General features: G+C 59.0%; 8 protein-coding genes. 7 read left to right on the plus strand and 1 reads right to left on the minus strand.

The features are described 5' to 3' along the window. Positions 1-118: 118 nt before the first annotated feature. Entirely contained in the window at positions 119-1,075 is a 957-nt protein-coding gene (locus H8L67_RS09945; protein ID WP_220379697.1) for a DUF932 domain-containing protein, read from the minus strand. 960 nt (positions 1,076-2,035) lie between these two features. Between H8L67_RS09945 and H8L67_RS09950 the strand changes: the two genes are divergently transcribed. The 7 genes from H8L67_RS09950 to H8L67_RS09980 all read left to right on the plus strand — a co-directional run bounded on the left by H8L67_RS09950 (position 2,036) and on the right by H8L67_RS09980 (position 17,836). Continuing rightward, on the plus strand, positions 2,036-4,309 hold the full coding sequence (locus H8L67_RS09950; RefSeq protein ID WP_220379698.1) for an ATP-dependent helicase: 2,274 nt from the start codon (positions 2,036-2,038) through the stop codon (positions 4,307-4,309). Positions 4,310-5,197: 888 nt separating this feature from the next. Next, positions 5,198-6,475: a TolC family protein gene (locus H8L67_RS09955; protein ID WP_220379699.1), complete on the plus strand. Its 1,278-nt coding sequence runs from the start codon at positions 5,198-5,200 to the stop codon at positions 6,473-6,475. Beyond that, complete coding sequence (locus tag H8L67_RS09960) at positions 6,472-7,734, plus strand: efflux RND transporter periplasmic adaptor subunit (protein ID WP_255555968.1); 1,263 nt, start codon at positions 6,472-6,474, stop codon at positions 7,732-7,734. Before H8L67_RS09955 ends, H8L67_RS09960 begins: the two co-directional genes overlap by 4 nt. 10 nt (positions 7,735-7,744) lie before the next feature. Continuing rightward, the gene (locus H8L67_RS09965) at positions 7,745-10,933 is read left to right on the plus strand and encodes an efflux RND transporter permease subunit (protein ID WP_220380816.1); all 3,189 of its coding nucleotides are present in this window, start codon (positions 7,745-7,747) and stop codon (positions 10,931-10,933) included. Next, a complete protein-coding gene (locus H8L67_RS09970) occupies positions 10,926-11,576 on the plus strand; it encodes a cation efflux transmembrane domain-containing protein (RefSeq protein ID WP_220379700.1) in 651 nt (216 codons plus the stop codon). Before H8L67_RS09965 ends, H8L67_RS09970 begins: the two co-directional genes overlap by 8 nt. Positions 11,577-11,588: 12 nt before the next feature. Continuing rightward, entirely contained in the window at positions 11,589-12,485 is an 897-nt protein-coding gene (locus H8L67_RS09975; protein WP_220379701.1) for a cation diffusion facilitator family transporter, read from the plus strand. Between the two features lie 416 nt (positions 12,486-12,901). After that, positions 12,902-17,836 (plus strand): DEAD/DEAH box helicase, encoded by a 4,935-nt coding sequence (locus H8L67_RS09980; RefSeq protein WP_220379702.1) that lies wholly within the window; start codon positions 12,902-12,904, stop codon positions 17,834-17,836. The last annotated feature ends 95 nt before the right edge of the window (positions 17,837-17,931 follow it).

Below are 17,931 nucleotides of genomic sequence, written 5' to 3' on the forward strand. Positions count from 1 at the left end.
CCGCCACAGAGTGTGATGGACCTCTCGCTACAGCAACAGCGCCCAGTCGGCTGGGCGCTGCTTCAACGCAAGACCAGCCATGACACCTAGCCATTGAAAGCGAGATCAACTGCCTTCGTCACGCCACCAGTTTCATCACTTCGTCCCACGCGCGCTGCTTTATCTGCGCACCTTGGCCAAACCACGCCGCCTCTCGGCGGTGATCGGCAGACCGCGCGCGCCGGTGAAAATCGACAAACTCAGTCACACTGTTGAGCAAGCCCCACGCCGTACCACGACTTGATGCGAGCAACGCGCCCTTGCCGCCACCCTCGTAAATTGCACGCACGTTGGCGATGGCTTGTTCATTGGCCACAGGGGCGGCGATATCTTGAGCCTGGTAAGTCAGTACGCGTCGCAGCAACCCTTCGACCGAATCCGGATCAACCGGACATTCACACAAGGCTTTCATGCGTGACACGAAAGGTTCCCAGGACGACACAGCGATGCCGAGTTGACGCTTGACCACCTCGGGATTGAACTTCGAACGATGCGACACCTTGATAGAACCGTTGGAATCACCCAAGGCGATCTGCAAGGTGTTGTTGCATACGACGCGCACTGAGGTAAATTGCGCCGTCGTGGCGAGCGACCCGTCGCAAGCAGTAGCCAGAAGCAAATAGCCATCGACCTTGTCCCTGCCCTTGAGTGTGACTGACTGCCCAGTACGTGCCAGCGCCCAGAACTTGCGGCCTTGGCGAAGCACTCCGGCCGTCTCCAACTCGAAGCCGCCCACTTCGGTCAGATCTCGATAGAACTCCAGCACTTCGCTGGGCTGGACGACCTTGTAGCGATTCGACACGACGGCCAACGGAGCCTTGGTATCCGAGCGGTACAAAACTTTGTTTTCCGGGAAGGCATGAATTGCGCCAATGTTGCCATTGCCGGAAATGAATCGAACTTCGGATTCCTCGATCCTCCAGTCCATTCCCGCTTGCCTTTTCCAGTCATCAATAGACTGTTGCGGGGCCAGTTTGTTGCCCAAGCCATGCCACGGACGGTCACCCGTGTACGCCATAGATTCGACCAAATGCATTTCGTTTCCTCATTGTTGGCCGCATAAACACCCACGGTCCGGACGCGATGCCGGGCCGTGGACAAAATGCAGTGAGTGGGTTGGATCAGGGTGCCTTTGAACGACCGCAGATGGCGCATTTGACGATACCTGTCAGGACAGCCGCGGTGACGACCAAAACGCAATAGACGGCTTCGAACTTATCTCTGCTCAACTGATTACACCTTTGGTAAGCGCATCAGTGCGGAGCGCCTGGACGCGAAGTGGCTATCCACCGACTTCAACAAGGTGTTATAGGTTTGAAAAAAGCTTGAATCGAGGGATTTGCGCGATGGCGAGTCCGATCGGCAGACCAAGCAAAATGCTTTACTTGGGACTTTAGTTGATGGCCTCGATCACACCTTTCCGGTGCGCGATTCCGACGTCAACAAGGTTCCTAACGATGTGTTTTAGTCGATACCCGATACGAGCGATTAATCCATTCAACCGCTCGATCCTTTGAGTGGAGAGCGTGCCTTGCCGGCCACCGCTGCATGCGATGCATCGACATCCAGCCACGCAGGCAATCCGCGCATTCTCCCCCTGACACGCATTTCCTTACTACAAACCAACTGAACGAACGCATGCATCGTCGGCCAATTTGGCTCAACCACCCTATCGCTCGAATCAAAATGCGCAGGGCGTTACTGACAACAATTGAGCCGCAATGAGACTCACATGCCACGTAGCGCTGTGCGAAAAATTCTCAGTCCGATCAAACTGACGCATCGCTGCCTAGTAGACTTGAAGGTCAGTGAGCGTATGGGGAATTAGGCAAACTCGGATAATGAGCCGGCATGAAAACTTTTTTCGTATGCCGTGTGCTCGGAGTCTATCGCCATCAGATCGTCCACATTCGTCTCCGGATCAACAGGATTATGAAACCGGTACGTCCGTCAATTTTGACGCTCTAATTCTTCACCGCTCTAACTCACGAATGACATGTCAGAAAAGAGCTATACACCAGAGCAGATTAGGGTTATTGAGCATGCGGGTCGCCATGCTGTCGTCGCGGCCGTAGCGGGTTCGGGGAAAACAGAGACCTTAGTCGGTCGAGTGCGCCATCTACTCCGCGAGCACAACCCTGAGCAAATCGCCGTTGTGATGTTCAATCGTGATGCTAGGGAGTCGTTCCAGAACCGTTTTGAAAAAGCGGCGCGTTCAAAGCCTCCCGAGATTCGTACGTTTAACTCGATGGGCAATAAGATCGTCAAACGGTTCGTAGAGATTGGATTGCTTCCAGACGCACAAATTATCGACAAGGACTACCGCCGCACTAAGATTGCCAAGGACGTCTTCACGCACGTATTTAAATCACTCAACGCTGATGATCAAGTTCCCGATAAGGATCTGATCGATTCGTTCCTTCAGTTCATTCTTCTGGTCAAGTCCGACGTACGCTCAGCCGAAGATGTCTTCGAAGCAGGCAAATACGCGAAGGCGGCAGCTGGATTCCCGCAGGCCTTCCACCTGTACGAGAAGGAACGCGCGCGCGCAAAAATCAGGTTTTTCGAAGACCAGATCTATGACCCTGTGAAACTGATGCTGCGTAAGCCTCAGATTCAAAGCTACGTATCCGACAAGGTCGATCACCTCATAGTCGACGAAGCCCAAGACATGAACGGGATCCAGATCGCGCTACTTCGAATTCTTGCCGGTACGCGCGCCAGCGTCATGCTCGTAGGCGATGAAGACCAGGCGATTTACGACTGGAGAGGCGCAAAACCGGACTATCTGATTCGGGGCTTTGAAGCCGACTTCCCAGATGCCACGCGCTACACCCTTCCCCATACGTTTCGATTCGGCCATACGCTTTCGTTGGCAGCCAGCCATCTCATTACGAGAAACGCAAACAGAAACGCGAAGATTAGTGTCTCTGCTGAAGGCACTCCGAGAACTCGTATTCACTGCGTTGGTCTGTCACTGGGCCTGACGGGGCTTGGTGAGCACGTTCAATCCGTACTCTCGGAAGGAACGCCTCCAGACGATGTCGCGATTCTCGTTCGCACTTACAACATGAGCGTTTCTATCGAGCTAGAACTACACCAACTCGGCATTCCCTACTTCGTGTACGGCCGTCCGCCGCTTACTCGGATACCGGAGATCAGCGCTTTGGTGGGGGTCTTACAGCTAGCGAGCGGCCGATGGAAGACCATGAGTGCTGATGAGGTCCATTTCATCATCAGAAATCTCCTTCAGAGGCCGGCCCTGTACCTCGATCGAGTCGCGTCCCAGCAGGTCGTCGAACAGGTTATGGCAAGGCCAGAGAGTATCTCGGACGCCATCAGATCGGTGATTACAGAAAAGACCCAGAAGTTTCACGCTGACCAAATCAGGGACCGTGCCGATTTGTTGGAGATCATCGCCACGACTACGGACCCAGATGAAAAGGTGATTGATGTCCTCAATCGTTATCTTCAGGGGACGGACTTTGAAAAGTCCATCGAGAAACAGTCGCCAACGGCCGAGTCTGCAGAGGCAATCTTGGCAAACGTTGCTGCTTTCAAGTTGATAGCAACCAAGCATGAAGGGGCGATTGATTCGTTTCTCGATGAAATCGACCCTTTGATCGACTCGTCGCAAACGGAACCGCCAGATCACCCGCATGTTTGGATTGGTTCAATCCATCGTGCCAAGGGCGCGCAATGGCCGGTGGTCTTCGTACCGGGGTTGGCCACCCGCGTATTCCCTCGTGACGATCTGACTGAAGAGGATTTGGAAGCAGAGAGACGCCTTTTCTACGTCGCCTCTACTCGCTCAGTTGACACATTGTTCTTAGCACATCCGGCAGATGACAATTTCTCGTCAATAGCCAACGATATTGAATGCAAAGATGAACGTGCGTTTGGCAGCGGCGTGTCACGTTTCCTTTGGGAGATGGACTTAGCCGTGGCTCGACATGCGGGCGAAGCGCTTGAGAACGGCGGCCCCTTCATTCCGCATGAAGTCGAACGCCCCGGTATCGCAAACCAGTATTTCTCTCGACACGATGTCTCTCGTGACTGGGCGTATCGCAGGAAGCCCAGAACGCATAGAAAGCCGCCCACTGGTGCGGAAGGAACGACCTCACTTCCGGCCGGGACCCGCGTCAAACACCCTGTTTTTGGCACAGGTGTCGTGGACAGGTGGGTCGACGCAAAGGTGGTTCGAGTGAACTTTGATAGCGGCGACTCGAGAATGTTGGTCGTCTCGTTGGCGGGACTAGTCAAGCAGTAATTGGGTCATCTTGGTATTGGACGAGTTTGAATCGGAGATTTCCTACCCTTATGAAGGAAATCTCCTAGCTCAGTCTGATCAGGTTTGGATCACCATTAAGTATGCCGTCGCAGAGCCTGATCGGAGAAACACCACCAACTTCTAGTCCATGGTGCCGAGAACTCAGCAGTCCCTCGGGACAGGCGGCTCTTTAAGATTGGACCGACCAACCTAAACCGATTTTGACGCACTCCCAAATACGCTGGTCGGTTCGCTATGAGCCTGATTATTGGTTTGACAGTATGAACTCGAAGATGCACGCTAGTTGGTACAGTTCGAAACCCGTGAAAGACCGCTTTCGACCCGAAGCAGACACTGCTTGCAACGGGTTAAACGCGGCAGATGCGGACTGAAGCCGTCTTGGCGGGCGTGATTGTGTATCGCCGCAGACGACCGTTATCCTGCTGGAATGGCCCGGTTGGCACCCCATCGGCGGTACCCGTGGATTCGCTTCATATGGAGCGGCCTGCTTTTGCTCGCCTTCGTAGTTCAGCCGGCCTTAGCGGCGATTGGGGAAATCCACGAGCTCAGCCACGGCTCGACGACCGAGCATGCTCAATTCGATGAAGCCGAGGCGGCGACTCCGTCTCCGGAGGATCAGGATGGTGGGGGTGAAGGGCTACACGTCCTGTCGCACTTCGCCCATTGCTGTGGGCATGCCCCCAGCGCAGTGTTTGGCGGGACAACCACGCTCTTGATCTCAAGCGGGTCAAGCCCGCCTGCCGAAGGCTTGGTAGCACTGACACTCCGTAGCCCACTGGAAGACATCCTCAGGCCTCCGATCCAGGCGTAACGCAGTCGCACGCCTAGCTGCGTGCAACCGTTTCGCCTGATATTTCGGAGACTTTCATGCACATGCGTATCGCGGCGTTTGCCGCGTGCCTTGCGGCATTTCTGGCGTGTATGCCAGCGATGGCCGCTGACCGTTTGACCCTGGACGATGCGATCGGTCGCGTCGAACAAGCCCACCCAGATCTGCGCCTCATCGATGCCAAGCGCGACGCCCTCGCGGCCGGCGTTGATCAGGCCTCCTTGCGCCCCCCACTTGTACTCGGCGCGACGGTTGAGAACGTCATGGGCACCGACGACCGCCGTTTCTTCGATAGCGCCGAAGCCACGGTGACGCTGGGCTCGGTATTCGAGCGAGGCGGCAAGCTGGAGGCGCGACGCACGCTGGCGCAATCGCGGATCGACGCCTTGGCTGTCGAACGCGAGTCAAAACGTCTTGATTTGCTGGCCGAAGTAGCGCGTCGCTATCTGGCGGTTGTGGCAGCGCAACGTCAGCGTGAGGTGGCGTCGCAAGACATTGAGCAGCGCCGACGCACGGTTGCCGGTGCGCGTCACCGTTTCACGGCTGGCGCCTCACCGCAGTCGGTGGTGTTCGCGGCGGAAGCGGCGCTGTCGCGGGCCGAGCTTGAACGTGCACGTGCGAAGCAACGCGAACAGAGCGCCCGCCAGCATCTGGCCGCGTTGTGGGGCGAGCGCGAGCCGCAGTTCACCGTGGCGAGCGGCAATCCTTACGCGCTACCCACGCTGGATGCCTTCACGCAGTTGTCTGCCTGGTTGAATCGCACACCGGAGATCGCCCAATTCGCGGGCGAACGCCGTATCCGCGAAGCACGTCTGCAGTTGGCCCGTAGCCAGTCCACGCCTGACTGGAGCTGGGAGGTAGGCGCACGGCGTTTCCGCGAGGGCAACGACGCCGGGCTGCTGGCGAGCGTCTCCATCCCGCTCGGTAGCCGCGCCCGCGCACAGCCCGAGATCCGAGCGGCGGAAGCGGAGCTGGCGATGTTGGAGGTCGAACGCGAATCCCGCGACCTGAGCCTGTATTCCACCCTTGCCGACGCACATGGTCGCTACCTCAGCGCCCAGTTGGAAGTGCGGCTGCTGGGGCGGGAGGTCATCCCCAAGCTCGGCCAGGCCGAGAAGGCCGCCGAGCGTGCTTATCGCGCAGGCGCGATCAGCTATCTCGAATGGGCGCAGCTTCAGTCCGAACGCACGCTTGCGCGCAAACAACAACTTGAAGCCGCTCTGGAAGCGCAACGTGCGCTGATCGAAATCCAGCGGCTCACCGGCCAGCCGTTCGTTGACGGCATGGCCATCAATGAACAAGGGGAAGACCAATGAACCTGCGCCACTGGATGTTGCCGATCGCCTTGGTGATGGCGCTGTCGGCTTGCGGCGGTGATGCGGCCACGGACGAGCATGGCCACGCCGAAGGCGGCGAAGCCGGCACCGAACACACCGAGGAAGCCGCTAAGGGAGCACATGGCGGACGACTGCTGGAACAAGATGGCTATGCGGTTGAGCTGGCCATCGCCGAGGACGGCACGCCGCCGAAGTATCAAGCCTGGTTGTACAAGGGCGATGACGCGCTGCCGGCGACGGCGGGCAAGGTGGAGGTCAGGCTCAAGCGCTTGGGCAACATCGCCGAAAACCACACCCTCGCACCGCAGGCGGATGGCAGTCTGCTGGCGTCCAGCATCGTTGGCGAGCCGCATTCCTTCGATGTCGAGGTGCTGGCACAGGTCGAAGGCAAGCCGCTACGTTGGGCGTACGAAAGCTATGAGGGGCGTACCACCATCGCGAGAACGATGGCCGACCAGTCGGGAATCAAGGTTGCCGCCGCCAGCCCAGGCATCATCGCTGACGAGCACGAAGTACAAGGACTGCTGACGCCGGTCGAAGGGCGTAGTGCCAAGGTAACCGCACGCTTCCCCGGACCCATCAAACGGTTGACCGTGAATGTCGGTGATCGGGTCAGAGCCGGCCAGGTCTTGGCCGTCATCGAGAGCAACCTGAGTCTGAGCAACTACACGATTACGTCGCCCCTAACCGGTGTCGTGGTTGCGCGGGATGCGTACGTCGGCGCCGTGGCTGGCGAAGGCATGGTGCTTTACGACGTGGCTGACCTCACCCGGCTGTGGGTCGACCTGCACATCTTCGGTGCCGATGCGCAGCACATCCAACCCGGTGGCCGTGTCCAGGTCACCCGCATGAGCGATGGCGCTACGCTCGACACGGTCATCGATCGCATCCTGCCGGGCACCGCGACGGCCAGCCAGAGCACCGTGGCCCGCGCCACGATCGCCAATGCCGACGGGCAGTGGCGACCTGGCTCAGCAGTCAAGGCGCGCATCACCGTGGATCAGCAGCCGACCACGCTGGTGGTGCCCTTGGCTGCGCTGCAGAAATTCCGCGACTGGGACGTGGTGTTCATCCGTGTGGGTAATACCTACGAAATCCGTCCCCTGACGCTGGGCAAGCGTGATGCTGCGCAGGTCGAAGTCCTCGAAGGGTTGAAGGCGGGCGATCAGGTGGTGGTCGAACAGAGCTACCTGGTGAAGGCGGACATCGAGAAGTCGGGTGCGTCCCATGACCACTAACGACACTGGCCTGCTTGAACGCGTAATCCGACTTGCCATCGCGCATCGCTGGCTGATGCTGGCGCTGACCTTGGCGCTGGTCGCGCTTGGTGTCTGGAGCTTCACCAAGCTCCCCATTGATGCCACGCCCGACATCACCAACGTGCAGGTGCAGGTCAATACTGCGGCCCCCGGCTACTCGCCGCTGGAATCCGAGCAGCGCATCACCTGGCCTGTGGAAACGGCGATGGCCGGCATCCCGGGGCTGGACTACAGCCGTTCGATCTCGCGTTACGGACTGTCGCAGGTGACCGTGGCGTTCAAGGACGGCACCGATCTCTACTTCGCACGTCAGCAGGTGGCCGAGCGTCTGCAGCAGGTGAAGTCGCAACTACCTGTCGGCGTGGAACCCGAGATGGGGCCGATCGCTACCGGTCTCGGCGAGATCTTCATGTACACCGTTGAGGCGAAGGCGGGTGCACGCAAGCCCGACGGCACGCCATGGACCTCGACCGACCTGCGCACGCTGCAGGACTGGGTCATCCGGCCACAGCTGCGCAACGTGCCTGGGGTCACCGAGGTGAACACCATCGGCGGTTATGCCAGGCAGATCCACATCACTCCGGATCCGGCGCGGCTGCGTACGTTGGGGTTCACGTTGGAAGACGTCGTGCGTGCGGTGGCCGCCAACAACCAGAACATCGGTGCCGGCTATATCGAAAGGAACGGGCAGCAATTCCTGGTGCGCGTGCCCGGCCAGGTTACCGGGCTCGATGAGATCCGCGACATCGTGCTGGACCGTCGTGAAGGTGTGCCGATCCGCGTGCGCGATGTTGCGGGTGTGGGTGAAGGGCCTGAGCTACGCACCGGTGCGGCAACACAAAACGGTGATGAAGTCGTGCTCGGCACGGTGTTCATGCTGGTGGGCTCCAACAGCCGCACGGTGGCGCAAGCCTCGGCCGCCAAGCTGGAGGAAGCCAACAAGAGTCTGCCCAAAGGAGTACAGGCGCATACAGTGTACGACCGGACGGCATTGGTCGACCGCACCATCAAGACGGTATCGAAGAACCTGATCGAAGGTGCGCTACTGGTCATCGCGGTACTGTTCGCGTTGCTCGGCAACTTCCGCGCGGCGCTGATTACCGCAGCGGTGATCCCGTTATCCATGTTGTTCACGGTATTCGGCATGGTGCGCGGCGGCGTGTCCGGAAATTTGATGAGCCTAGGTGCGCTGGACTTCGGGCTGATCGTGGATGGCGCGGTGATCATCATCGAGAACTGCCTGCGCCGTTTCGGCGAACTCCAGCACCGGTTAGGGCGCGTGCCCACGGCCGAGGAGCGCTTCGATGCCACGGCGTCCGCCACTGCGGAGGTCATCCGTCCAAGCCTGTTCGGCCTAGGCATCATTGCCGCGGTCTACCTGCCGATCTTTGCGTTGACTGGGGTCGAAGGAAAGATGTTCCACCCGATGGCCATCACCGTGGTGTTGGCGTTGACCGGCGCGATGTTGTTGTCGTTGACCTTCGTTCCCGCAGCGATCGCGGCCTTCCTTGGTGGAAAGGTCGAGGAAAAAGAGAATCGGGTCATGGCTTGGCTACGCAAGCGCTATGTGCCGTTACTGGCTTGGTCGCTCAAGCGCAGTCGCCTGGTGTTCGCTGGCGCAGCGGCGTTGGTGGTGCTCAGTGGCTTGCTGGCCACGCGCTTGGGCACCGAGTTCATCCCCAACCTCGATGAAGGCGATATCGCTGTCCACGCCATGCGAATCCCCGGCACGGGGCTGGACCAGGCGGTGGCCATGCAGGCCACGTTGGAGCGACGCATCAAGGAGTTCCCCGAGGTCGAGCGCGTCTTCGGCAAGATCGGAACGGCGGAAGTCGCCACCGATCCAATGCCGCCCTCGGTCACCGACACCTTCGTTATGCTCAAACCACGCAGTGAGTGGCCAGATCCACGCAAGCCCCGCGATGCGCTGGTCAATGAGATCGAGGTGGCCGTCAAGCAAATCCCGGGCAATAACTACGAGTTCACCCAGCCGATCCAGATGCGAATGAACGAGCTGATTTCTGGCGTCCGTGCGGACGTGGCGATCAAGATCTATGGCGATGACCTCGACACCTTGGTTGAAGTGGGCACGCGCATCGAAGCCGTCGCAAAGACCATCAAGGGGGCCGCCGACGTCAGGATTGAGCAAGTGACGGGTCTGCCGCTGTTGAGCATTGTTCCCGACCGGCAAGCCTTGGCCGGCTACGGCCTCAACCCGGGCGTGGTGCAGGAAACGCTGGCGACGGCAGTGGGTGGCGAGACCGCAGGCCAGCTGTTCGAAGGTGACCGTCGCTTCGACATCGTGGTACGACTGCCCGAAGCGATTCGTCAGGATCCGGCCGCATTGGAAGACCTGCCCATCGCGCTCGACCCAGCGGCCAGCGCGACGGCGGACGCATCAAGCGGCACGGTGGGCAGTCATGCGCCACCACCGGGCACGGTGCCGTTGCGGGAAGTGGCCAAGCTTGAGATGGCGCTTGGGCCGAACCAGGTTAATCGCGAGAACGGCAAGCGACGCGTGGTCGTGACCGCGAATGTGCGTGGACGCGATCTTGGTGGCTTCGTGCAGGAACTGCGCAACGCGATCGATGCACAAGTTGAGGTCCCTGCAGGCTATTGGATCGACTACGGTGGTACGTTCGAACAGTTGATCTCCGCCAGCCAGCGCTTGGCCGTGGTCGTTCCGGTCACGCTGATGCTGATCCTTGCGCTGCTGTTCTGGGCATTCGGCTCAATGAAGGACGCAGCGATCGTGTTCACCGGCGTGCCACTGGCGTTGACCGGCGGCGTGATTGCACTGGCGCTGCGCGGTATCCCGTTGTCGATCTCTGCCGGCGTCGGCTTCATCGCCCTGTCGGGCGTGGCAGTGCTCAACGGCCTAGTGATGATTGCCTTCATCCGCAAGCTGCGAGAACAGGGCGACGCGCTGGATGATGCCGTGGTGGACGGTGCCCTAGGTCGCCTGCGCCCGGTGCTGATGACCGCGCTGGTGGCCTCCCTCGGTTTCATCCCGATGGCATTCAACGTGGGTGCGGGCTCGGAAGTGCAGCGCCCTCTGGCCACCGTGGTCATCGGCGGCATTATTTCGTCGACGCTACTCACGCTGCTCGTGCTCCCGGCGCTTTATCGTCGATTGCATCGAACGGGCAACACAACGCAGGAGTCCTCCCATGTCTGATTGCTGCAATTGCGGCACCACGGTGGAACTGGCGGCGATGCAGGCCCGGCAACGCCGGGTTCTGCTCATCGTCATGCTGATCAACATTGCCAGCTGCGCGATGATGTTCACCGCCGCCTATCTCAGTCATTCCTCCTCGCTGCTCTCCGGAACACTGGACAACCTGGGTGATGCACTGACCTACCTGTTGAGCCTTTTGGTGATCGGAGCAAGCCTCAAGGCCAAGGCATGGGTCGCACTCTTCAAGGGAGTCTTGATCTTGTGCGCGGCCCTGGCGGTCGGTGCCCAAATCATCTGGCGCTTCAACAACCCGGCAGTCCCATTATTCGAAACCATGGGCGTGGCGGCTCTCCTGAATCTCAGCCTCAACGGTGTCTGTCTATGGCTACTGACGCCGCTAAAGGACAGCGACATCAACCTTGCATCGGCATGGGAATGTTCGCGAAACGACATCTTCGAAGGTCTAGCCGTTGTTGTGGCAGCGGTCGGTGTCTGGGTGTTCAAGGGCAGCTGGCCTGATTTGCTGGTGGCGAGCGTCTTGCTCGTACTTTTCCTTCGTTCTGCGTGGCGGGTACTGGGAATGGCTTGGCGCGGCTTGCGCTCATCAGAAAACGAGGTGCCTGCAAGCACCTCATCGAAATAGGAGGAGATTGAGATGGGCGCAGGACATGATCATGGTGGTGGCGAGATTAGGCATGAAAAGCCGCTTTGGATCGCACTTGGGCTGACGTCTGCATTTCTAATCGCAGAGGTCATTGGTGGATTGATGACCAACAGTTTGGCGCTGCTCTCGGATGCTGCCCACATGGGCACCGATGTGCTTGCGCTGGCGATCTCGCTTTTTGCTGTTCGCCTGAGCAGGCGCCCACCCGATGCCAAGCGAACCTATGGCTATGCCCGCATGGAAGCCATTGGTGCATTGATCAATGGAGCACTGCTGTTTCTCGTAGCGGGCTACATCCTGTGGGAGGCAATCGGTCGCTTCAGTCAACCGCCGGAGGTCGCCTCCACCGGCATGCTGGTGGTGGCCACGTTTGGCCTGATCGTGAATCTAATCTCGATGCGCCTGCTGAAGGCCGGTTCGGGCGAGAGCCTCAACGTGAAAGGCGCCTACCTGGAAGTCTGGGCCGACATGCTCGGTTCGGTAGGTGTGATTGCGGGCGCCATCCTGATCAAGCTGACCGGGTGGACGATTGCCGACCCGATCATCGCCGTGCTCATCGGCCTCTGGGTGCTGCCACGCACATGGATTCTGATGCGGCAGGCCGGCAACATCTTGATGCAGGGCGTTCCTGATGGCCTCAACCTAGAAGAGGTTCGCAAGGCGTTAGCCGAGTTCCCGGGCGTCACCGAGGTGCACGACCTGCACGCGTGGGCGCTGGGGTCGAAAGAGGCAGTGCTGACCGCGCATGTGGTGGGGGATGACGCGAAAGCCTCAGGCGAACAGCTGCGACTTAGCTTGATCGCCATGCTGGATGAGCGCTTCGGTATAGAGCATGCGACGTTGCAGATCGAGGCAGTGCCGTGTATCGAACATGAAGTGCATTCCTGACAGCATGTGGCTTCTTGCGGGGTGCGCCTCCATTGGCGGAAGGTTGAACGCATACAAAGTTTGAACGCATACATACGTCAGCTTTTGGCCGAGACCAGACGATCGGCCGGAGTGCTGCCACAGTCCCTGACTCGACCAACGTAATCATCAACAGCTGACAAATCGCTGTTTTGCTCAAGCTGGTCGTGGCGTAGCTGATCGCCGCAAGATCGGTCTTCCACAACAGGCGGCATCCATACTGGGGCTGAGCTGGCCGCCTGATAAGAATTAGTCTCACGCCACGCCTCGCCCCACGCGTCGCAACGACCTAGAATCGGTCACGGGGCAACGGGCATGAGGGAATCTTGCGTATCTGATTTCAACCCGCGGCGCCTTAAAGAAATGATCATCCATTCAATTGCAGCAGGTTCGACTAAGTGACCTCATTCTCCAAGCTCCTCGACACCTTCCGAATCGCAGCAGTCAGCGAGCGCGAAAAGGGCACGTACTTTGAAGAACTGATCCTTGCCTATCTGCAGAACGAGGCGACCTACAAGGACCTCTACCGCCGGGTCTGGACTTGGGCGGAATGGGCACCGGCAAACGGCTTCACCGCCAAGGACGACGGCATTGATCTAGTGGCTGAAGTCGCAGGGTCCGGCGAGATCCACGCCATCCAGTGCAAGTTTTACGACCCCGGCTACAAGCTACAGAAGAAGGACATTGATAGTTTCTTCACCGCTTCCGGCCGCAAGCCTTTCGCCCACCGTGTCATTGTCAGCAGCACGGACCACTGGTCGGAGCATGCCGAAAACGCGCTTGTCGACCAGCAGCCACCGGTCAGCAAGATCACGCTGCATGACCTGGAGGAAAGCCAGGTCGATTGGGCGAAATATCAGCCGAACGCCAAGGTCAGCCTCAAGCCGAAAAAGACCCTTCGCCCGCATCAGGCTTCTGCGCTCACGGCAGTGAGCGCCGGGCTGCAGGCTGCAGATCGCGGCAAGCTGATCATGGCCTGCGGCACCGGTAAGACCTTTACAAGCCTCAAGATCGCGGAGCAGATGGCCGGCCCCGGCAAGCGTGTCTTGTTCCTCGTGCCAAGCTTGTCGTTGCTTTCCCAGACCCTGACGGAGTGGACACAGGAAAGTCAGACCCCCTTGCACAGCTTCGCCGTGTGTTCCGACAGCGATGTGGGCAAGAAGCGCGGCCGCAAGGAAGACGATGCGGTCCAGACGCTCGCCCACGAACTGCGTTTCCCGGCCACCACCGATGCCAAAGTTCTGGCGAAACACATGGCGGCACGCCAAGACGACGAACACATGACCGTCGTCTTCAGCACCTACCACTCAATTGAAACGATTCACCACGCACAGCATCAGCACGGTTTGGGCGAGTTCGATCTGATTGTCTGCGATGAGGCGCACCGCACCACAGGCGCAACGTTTGAAGGGGACGATGAATCCGCCTTCGTGCGCGTGCACGACGCCGAGTACATCCGTGCGGCAAAGCGCTTGTATATGACGGCCACCCCGCGCATCTACGGCAATGAAGCCAAGGCCGTGGCCGAGCGCGATAACGTCGCGCTGTACTCGATGGACAACGACGCGTGGTTCGGCAAACAACTGTTCGTCATCACCTTCTCAGAAGCGGTTAAACGCGGTTTGCTGGTGGATTACAAAGTGATTGTGCTGGCGGTGGAAGAAGCGCACATCAATCGCAGGCTGCAACACTTGCTGAAGGACGAAAACAACACGCTTCGCGTGGATGACGCTGCAAAAATAGTTGGCTGCTGGAAAGCACTGGCGAAGCTCGGCATACACGAAGACGGCAACGAGACCGCGGAGCCGATGAAGCGCGCGGTCGCATTCTGTCAAGTAATTGAACCGGGCAAAGGCGGCAAGGCCCACAAGGTCAGCTCCAAGGAAATCGCCGGAATGTTCCAAGCCGTCGTCGAGGCCTACCAAGACGCAGAGGACATCGAGGACGCCGCGCGCCTGAGGTGCGAAGCCGAGCACGTGGACGGGGGCATGAACGCAGGGGAAAAAGAAGCCAAGCTTGATTGGCTCAAAGCACCGACACCGCCGGAGACGTGCCGTGTGTTGTCGAACGTGCGCTGCCTCTCTGAAGGCGTGGATGTGCCCGCGCTGGACGCCGTACTCTTCCTGACCCCACGCAACTCGCAGGTGGATGTGGTCCAGTCCGTGGGTCGGGTCATGCGCAACGCACCGGGCAAGCGGCGGGGCTATGTGGTGCTTCCGGTGGTCATACCCGCAGGCGTGGAAGCGCACGAGGCGTTGAACGACAACAAGACATACGCTGTGGTTTGGCAAGTGTTGCAGGCGCTGCGTTCACACGACGACCGCTTCGACGCGATGGTCAACAAGCTGGATCTGGTGGGCCCCGACCGCAGCAAGATGGAAGTGGTGGCCATTGCCGACACCGTGCAGCGCAAAACCGCGCGCTTGGTGGATGGCAACGCGCGCAAGGCCGCAAAAGCCAAAGGAACGTACGGCCTCGGAGAGAAGTCCGAACTCTACGGGCCGGTGCCCGATCAAGCCCAGCTCGAATTCGAGATCGGCGAAGTCGAGCGCGCGCTCTACGCCAAGGTGGTCGAGAAATGCGGCAACCGCCACCACTGGGAAGACTGGGCCAACGACATTGCCAAGATCGCCCAGACCCATATTGACCGCATCCAAGCCATGCTGGCTGATCCGGCCAATACTCACGCCCGCGCGGCATTCGAAGCGTTTGCCGCAGAGTTGCGCGACGACCTCAATGACAAAGTCACTGACACCGAGATCATCGAAATGCTGGCGCAGCATTTAATTACCAAGCCGGTGTTCGACGCCCTGTTTGCCGACTACAGTTTCGCCAGCCACAACCCGATGTCGCGTGCGATGCAGCAGGTGTTGGACGTGTTGGAAGGCGAACACCTGAACAAGGAGACGGGCAGCCTTCAGGCCTTTTACGACAGCGTGAAGCTGCGCGCCGAAGGCATCGACAACGCCGCCGGAAAGCAGAAGATCGTGGTCGAGCTGTACGACAAATTCTTCCGCAATGCCTTCCCGAGGATGACCGAGCGCCTCGGTATCGTCTACACGCCGGTGGAGGTGGTGGACTTCATCCTGCACAGCGTCAATCACCTTCTGCAAACAGAGTTCGGGCAAACGCTGGGCAGCAAGGGCGTGCACATCCTCGACCCGTTCACCGGCACCGGCACCTTCATCACACGGGTCCTGCAATCCGGGCTGATCCAACCGGATGAACTGGCGCACAAGTATCGGCACGAGTTGCATGCCAATGAACTGGTGCTACTGGCCTACTACATTGCCGCCATCAACATTGAGGCCGCATACCACGACATTGCAGGGGGAGACTACGTACCCTTCGAAGGCATCTTGTTGACCGACACTTTCCAGATGTACGAGAAGGACGATCTAGTCAATGCCCTACTGGTGGACAACAGTGCGCGGCGCAAGCGGCAGAAGCGGTTGGATATCCGGGTGATCGTTGGTAATCCGCCTTATTCAGTGGGGCAAGGCGATGCCAATGCCAACAATGCCAACGTGGCTTATCCGGCGCTGGACACCCGAATCCGCGACACTTATGGCAAGCGTTCCGTGGCAACAAACAAGAATGCGCTTTACGACAGTTATATCCGCGCCATTCGCTGGGCCAGTGATCGCGTGGGTAGCGCTGGCATCATCGGATTTGTGACCAATGCCGGTTGGCTGGAAGCCAATACCACCGACGGACTGCGCCAGTGTCTGGCCGAGGAGTTCTCGGATATCTATGTGTTCCATTTGCGTGGAAACGCCCGCACCAGCGGTGAAACGCGGCGAAAGGAAAAAGACAACGTGTTCGGCGTTGGCAGTCGTGCGCCCATTGCCGTTTCACTGCTTGTGAAGAATCCGAATGCGACTACGCGTGGCCGCATCATTTTGCACGACATCGGGGATTATCTGAGCCGGGAAGACAAGCTGGAGAAGATAGCAGCATTTGGGGACGTGGGCGGCATTCCCGAGCAGGATTGGCAGCGCATCACCCCCGACGCGCACGGAGATTGGCTGAAACAGCGCGATGACAGCTTTGAGCGCTTCATCGCGATGGGCAACAAGGACGATAAGACGAGCCTTGCATTGTTCGGCAACTATTCCAACGGCGTGAAAACGCAACGCGATGCTTGGGCTTACAACCAGAGCAAATCCAAGCTCGCGACCCACATGTCCAAGATGATTGGGTTCTACAACGCTGAAGTGGCGCGATTCGATGCTGCGCATCCCGGATTGGACAATAAGGCGCGACAGGCGCGCGTCGACGGGTTCATCGACAGTGATCCCACACGCATCAGTTGGACGCGCGCACTCAAGCAGGACCTGGGCAAGAATCGCACCTATGCGTTCTTGGCCGAATGCATCGTGCCCAGCCTGTATCGGCCCTTCACCAAACAGTGGCTGTACTTCAATCGACGCTTCAATGAAATGGTCTATCAAATGCCGCGCATCTACCCGGATGCCAAAGCGGATAACCTCGTGATCGGAATTTCTGCAGCTGGCGAGAAAGTTGGCTTTAGTGCATTGATCTCCGAGATCGTGCCAAGCCTGCACTTGGTGGACATCGAGGGCTCGCAATGCTTCCCTCTCTACCTCTACGAGGAAGTCGACAAGCATTCCGTTGACGCTCTATTCACCGACCAGTCCAGCGACCGCACGCGTCGCCGCGAGGCTGTCACCGACGCCGGCCTCGCCCATTTCCAGTCTGCGTATCCGAGCGAGTCAATCAGCAAGGAAGACCTGTTTTATTACATTTACGGCCTCCTGCATTCGCCTGATTACCGCGCGCGTTACGCCGACAACCTGAGCAAGGAACTTCCTCGCATCCCCCGTGTGCGTACGGCTCACGATTTCTGGGCGTTTAGCAACGCCGGGCGCGCTTTGGCCGCGCTGCATCTGAACTACGAGACCGTTGACCCCTACCCGCTCACCTTCGACACCCAAGCTCCCCTCACCGACGCCGACTACCGCGTCGAGAAAATGAAATTCGCCAAGAAGAAAGACCCCGAGACTGGTAAGTCGGTTAACGACCGCAGCACCGTGATCTACAACTCCAAGATCACCCTGCGCGACATCCCGGAAGCGGCCTGGGGCTACATTGTCAACGGCAAGGCCGCGCTCGACTGGGTGATGGAACGGCAATCCGTGCGCGTGGACAAGGACAGCGGCATCGTCAACGACGCCAACGACTGGGCCAACGAGACCATGGGCAACCCGAAGTACCCGTTGGAGCTATTCTGCCGTGTAGTGACAGTCAGCCTAGAAACGCAGAAAATCGTCAGCGCCCTTCCCGGTTTGGACATTCGTGAGGACGGTTGAATGTGGCGGCTAGAACGGCCAGTTACCGAATTGGGGGCATAAATGGGGGCACGCCAATAATTCAGTACGCCTAAGGTACTTTGAAATCAAAGAGT

The sequence above is a fragment of the Lysobacter soyae genome (assembly GCF_019551435.1).
GTDB classification, from domain to species: Bacteria; Pseudomonadota; Gammaproteobacteria; order Xanthomonadales; family Xanthomonadaceae; genus Solilutibacter; species Solilutibacter soyae.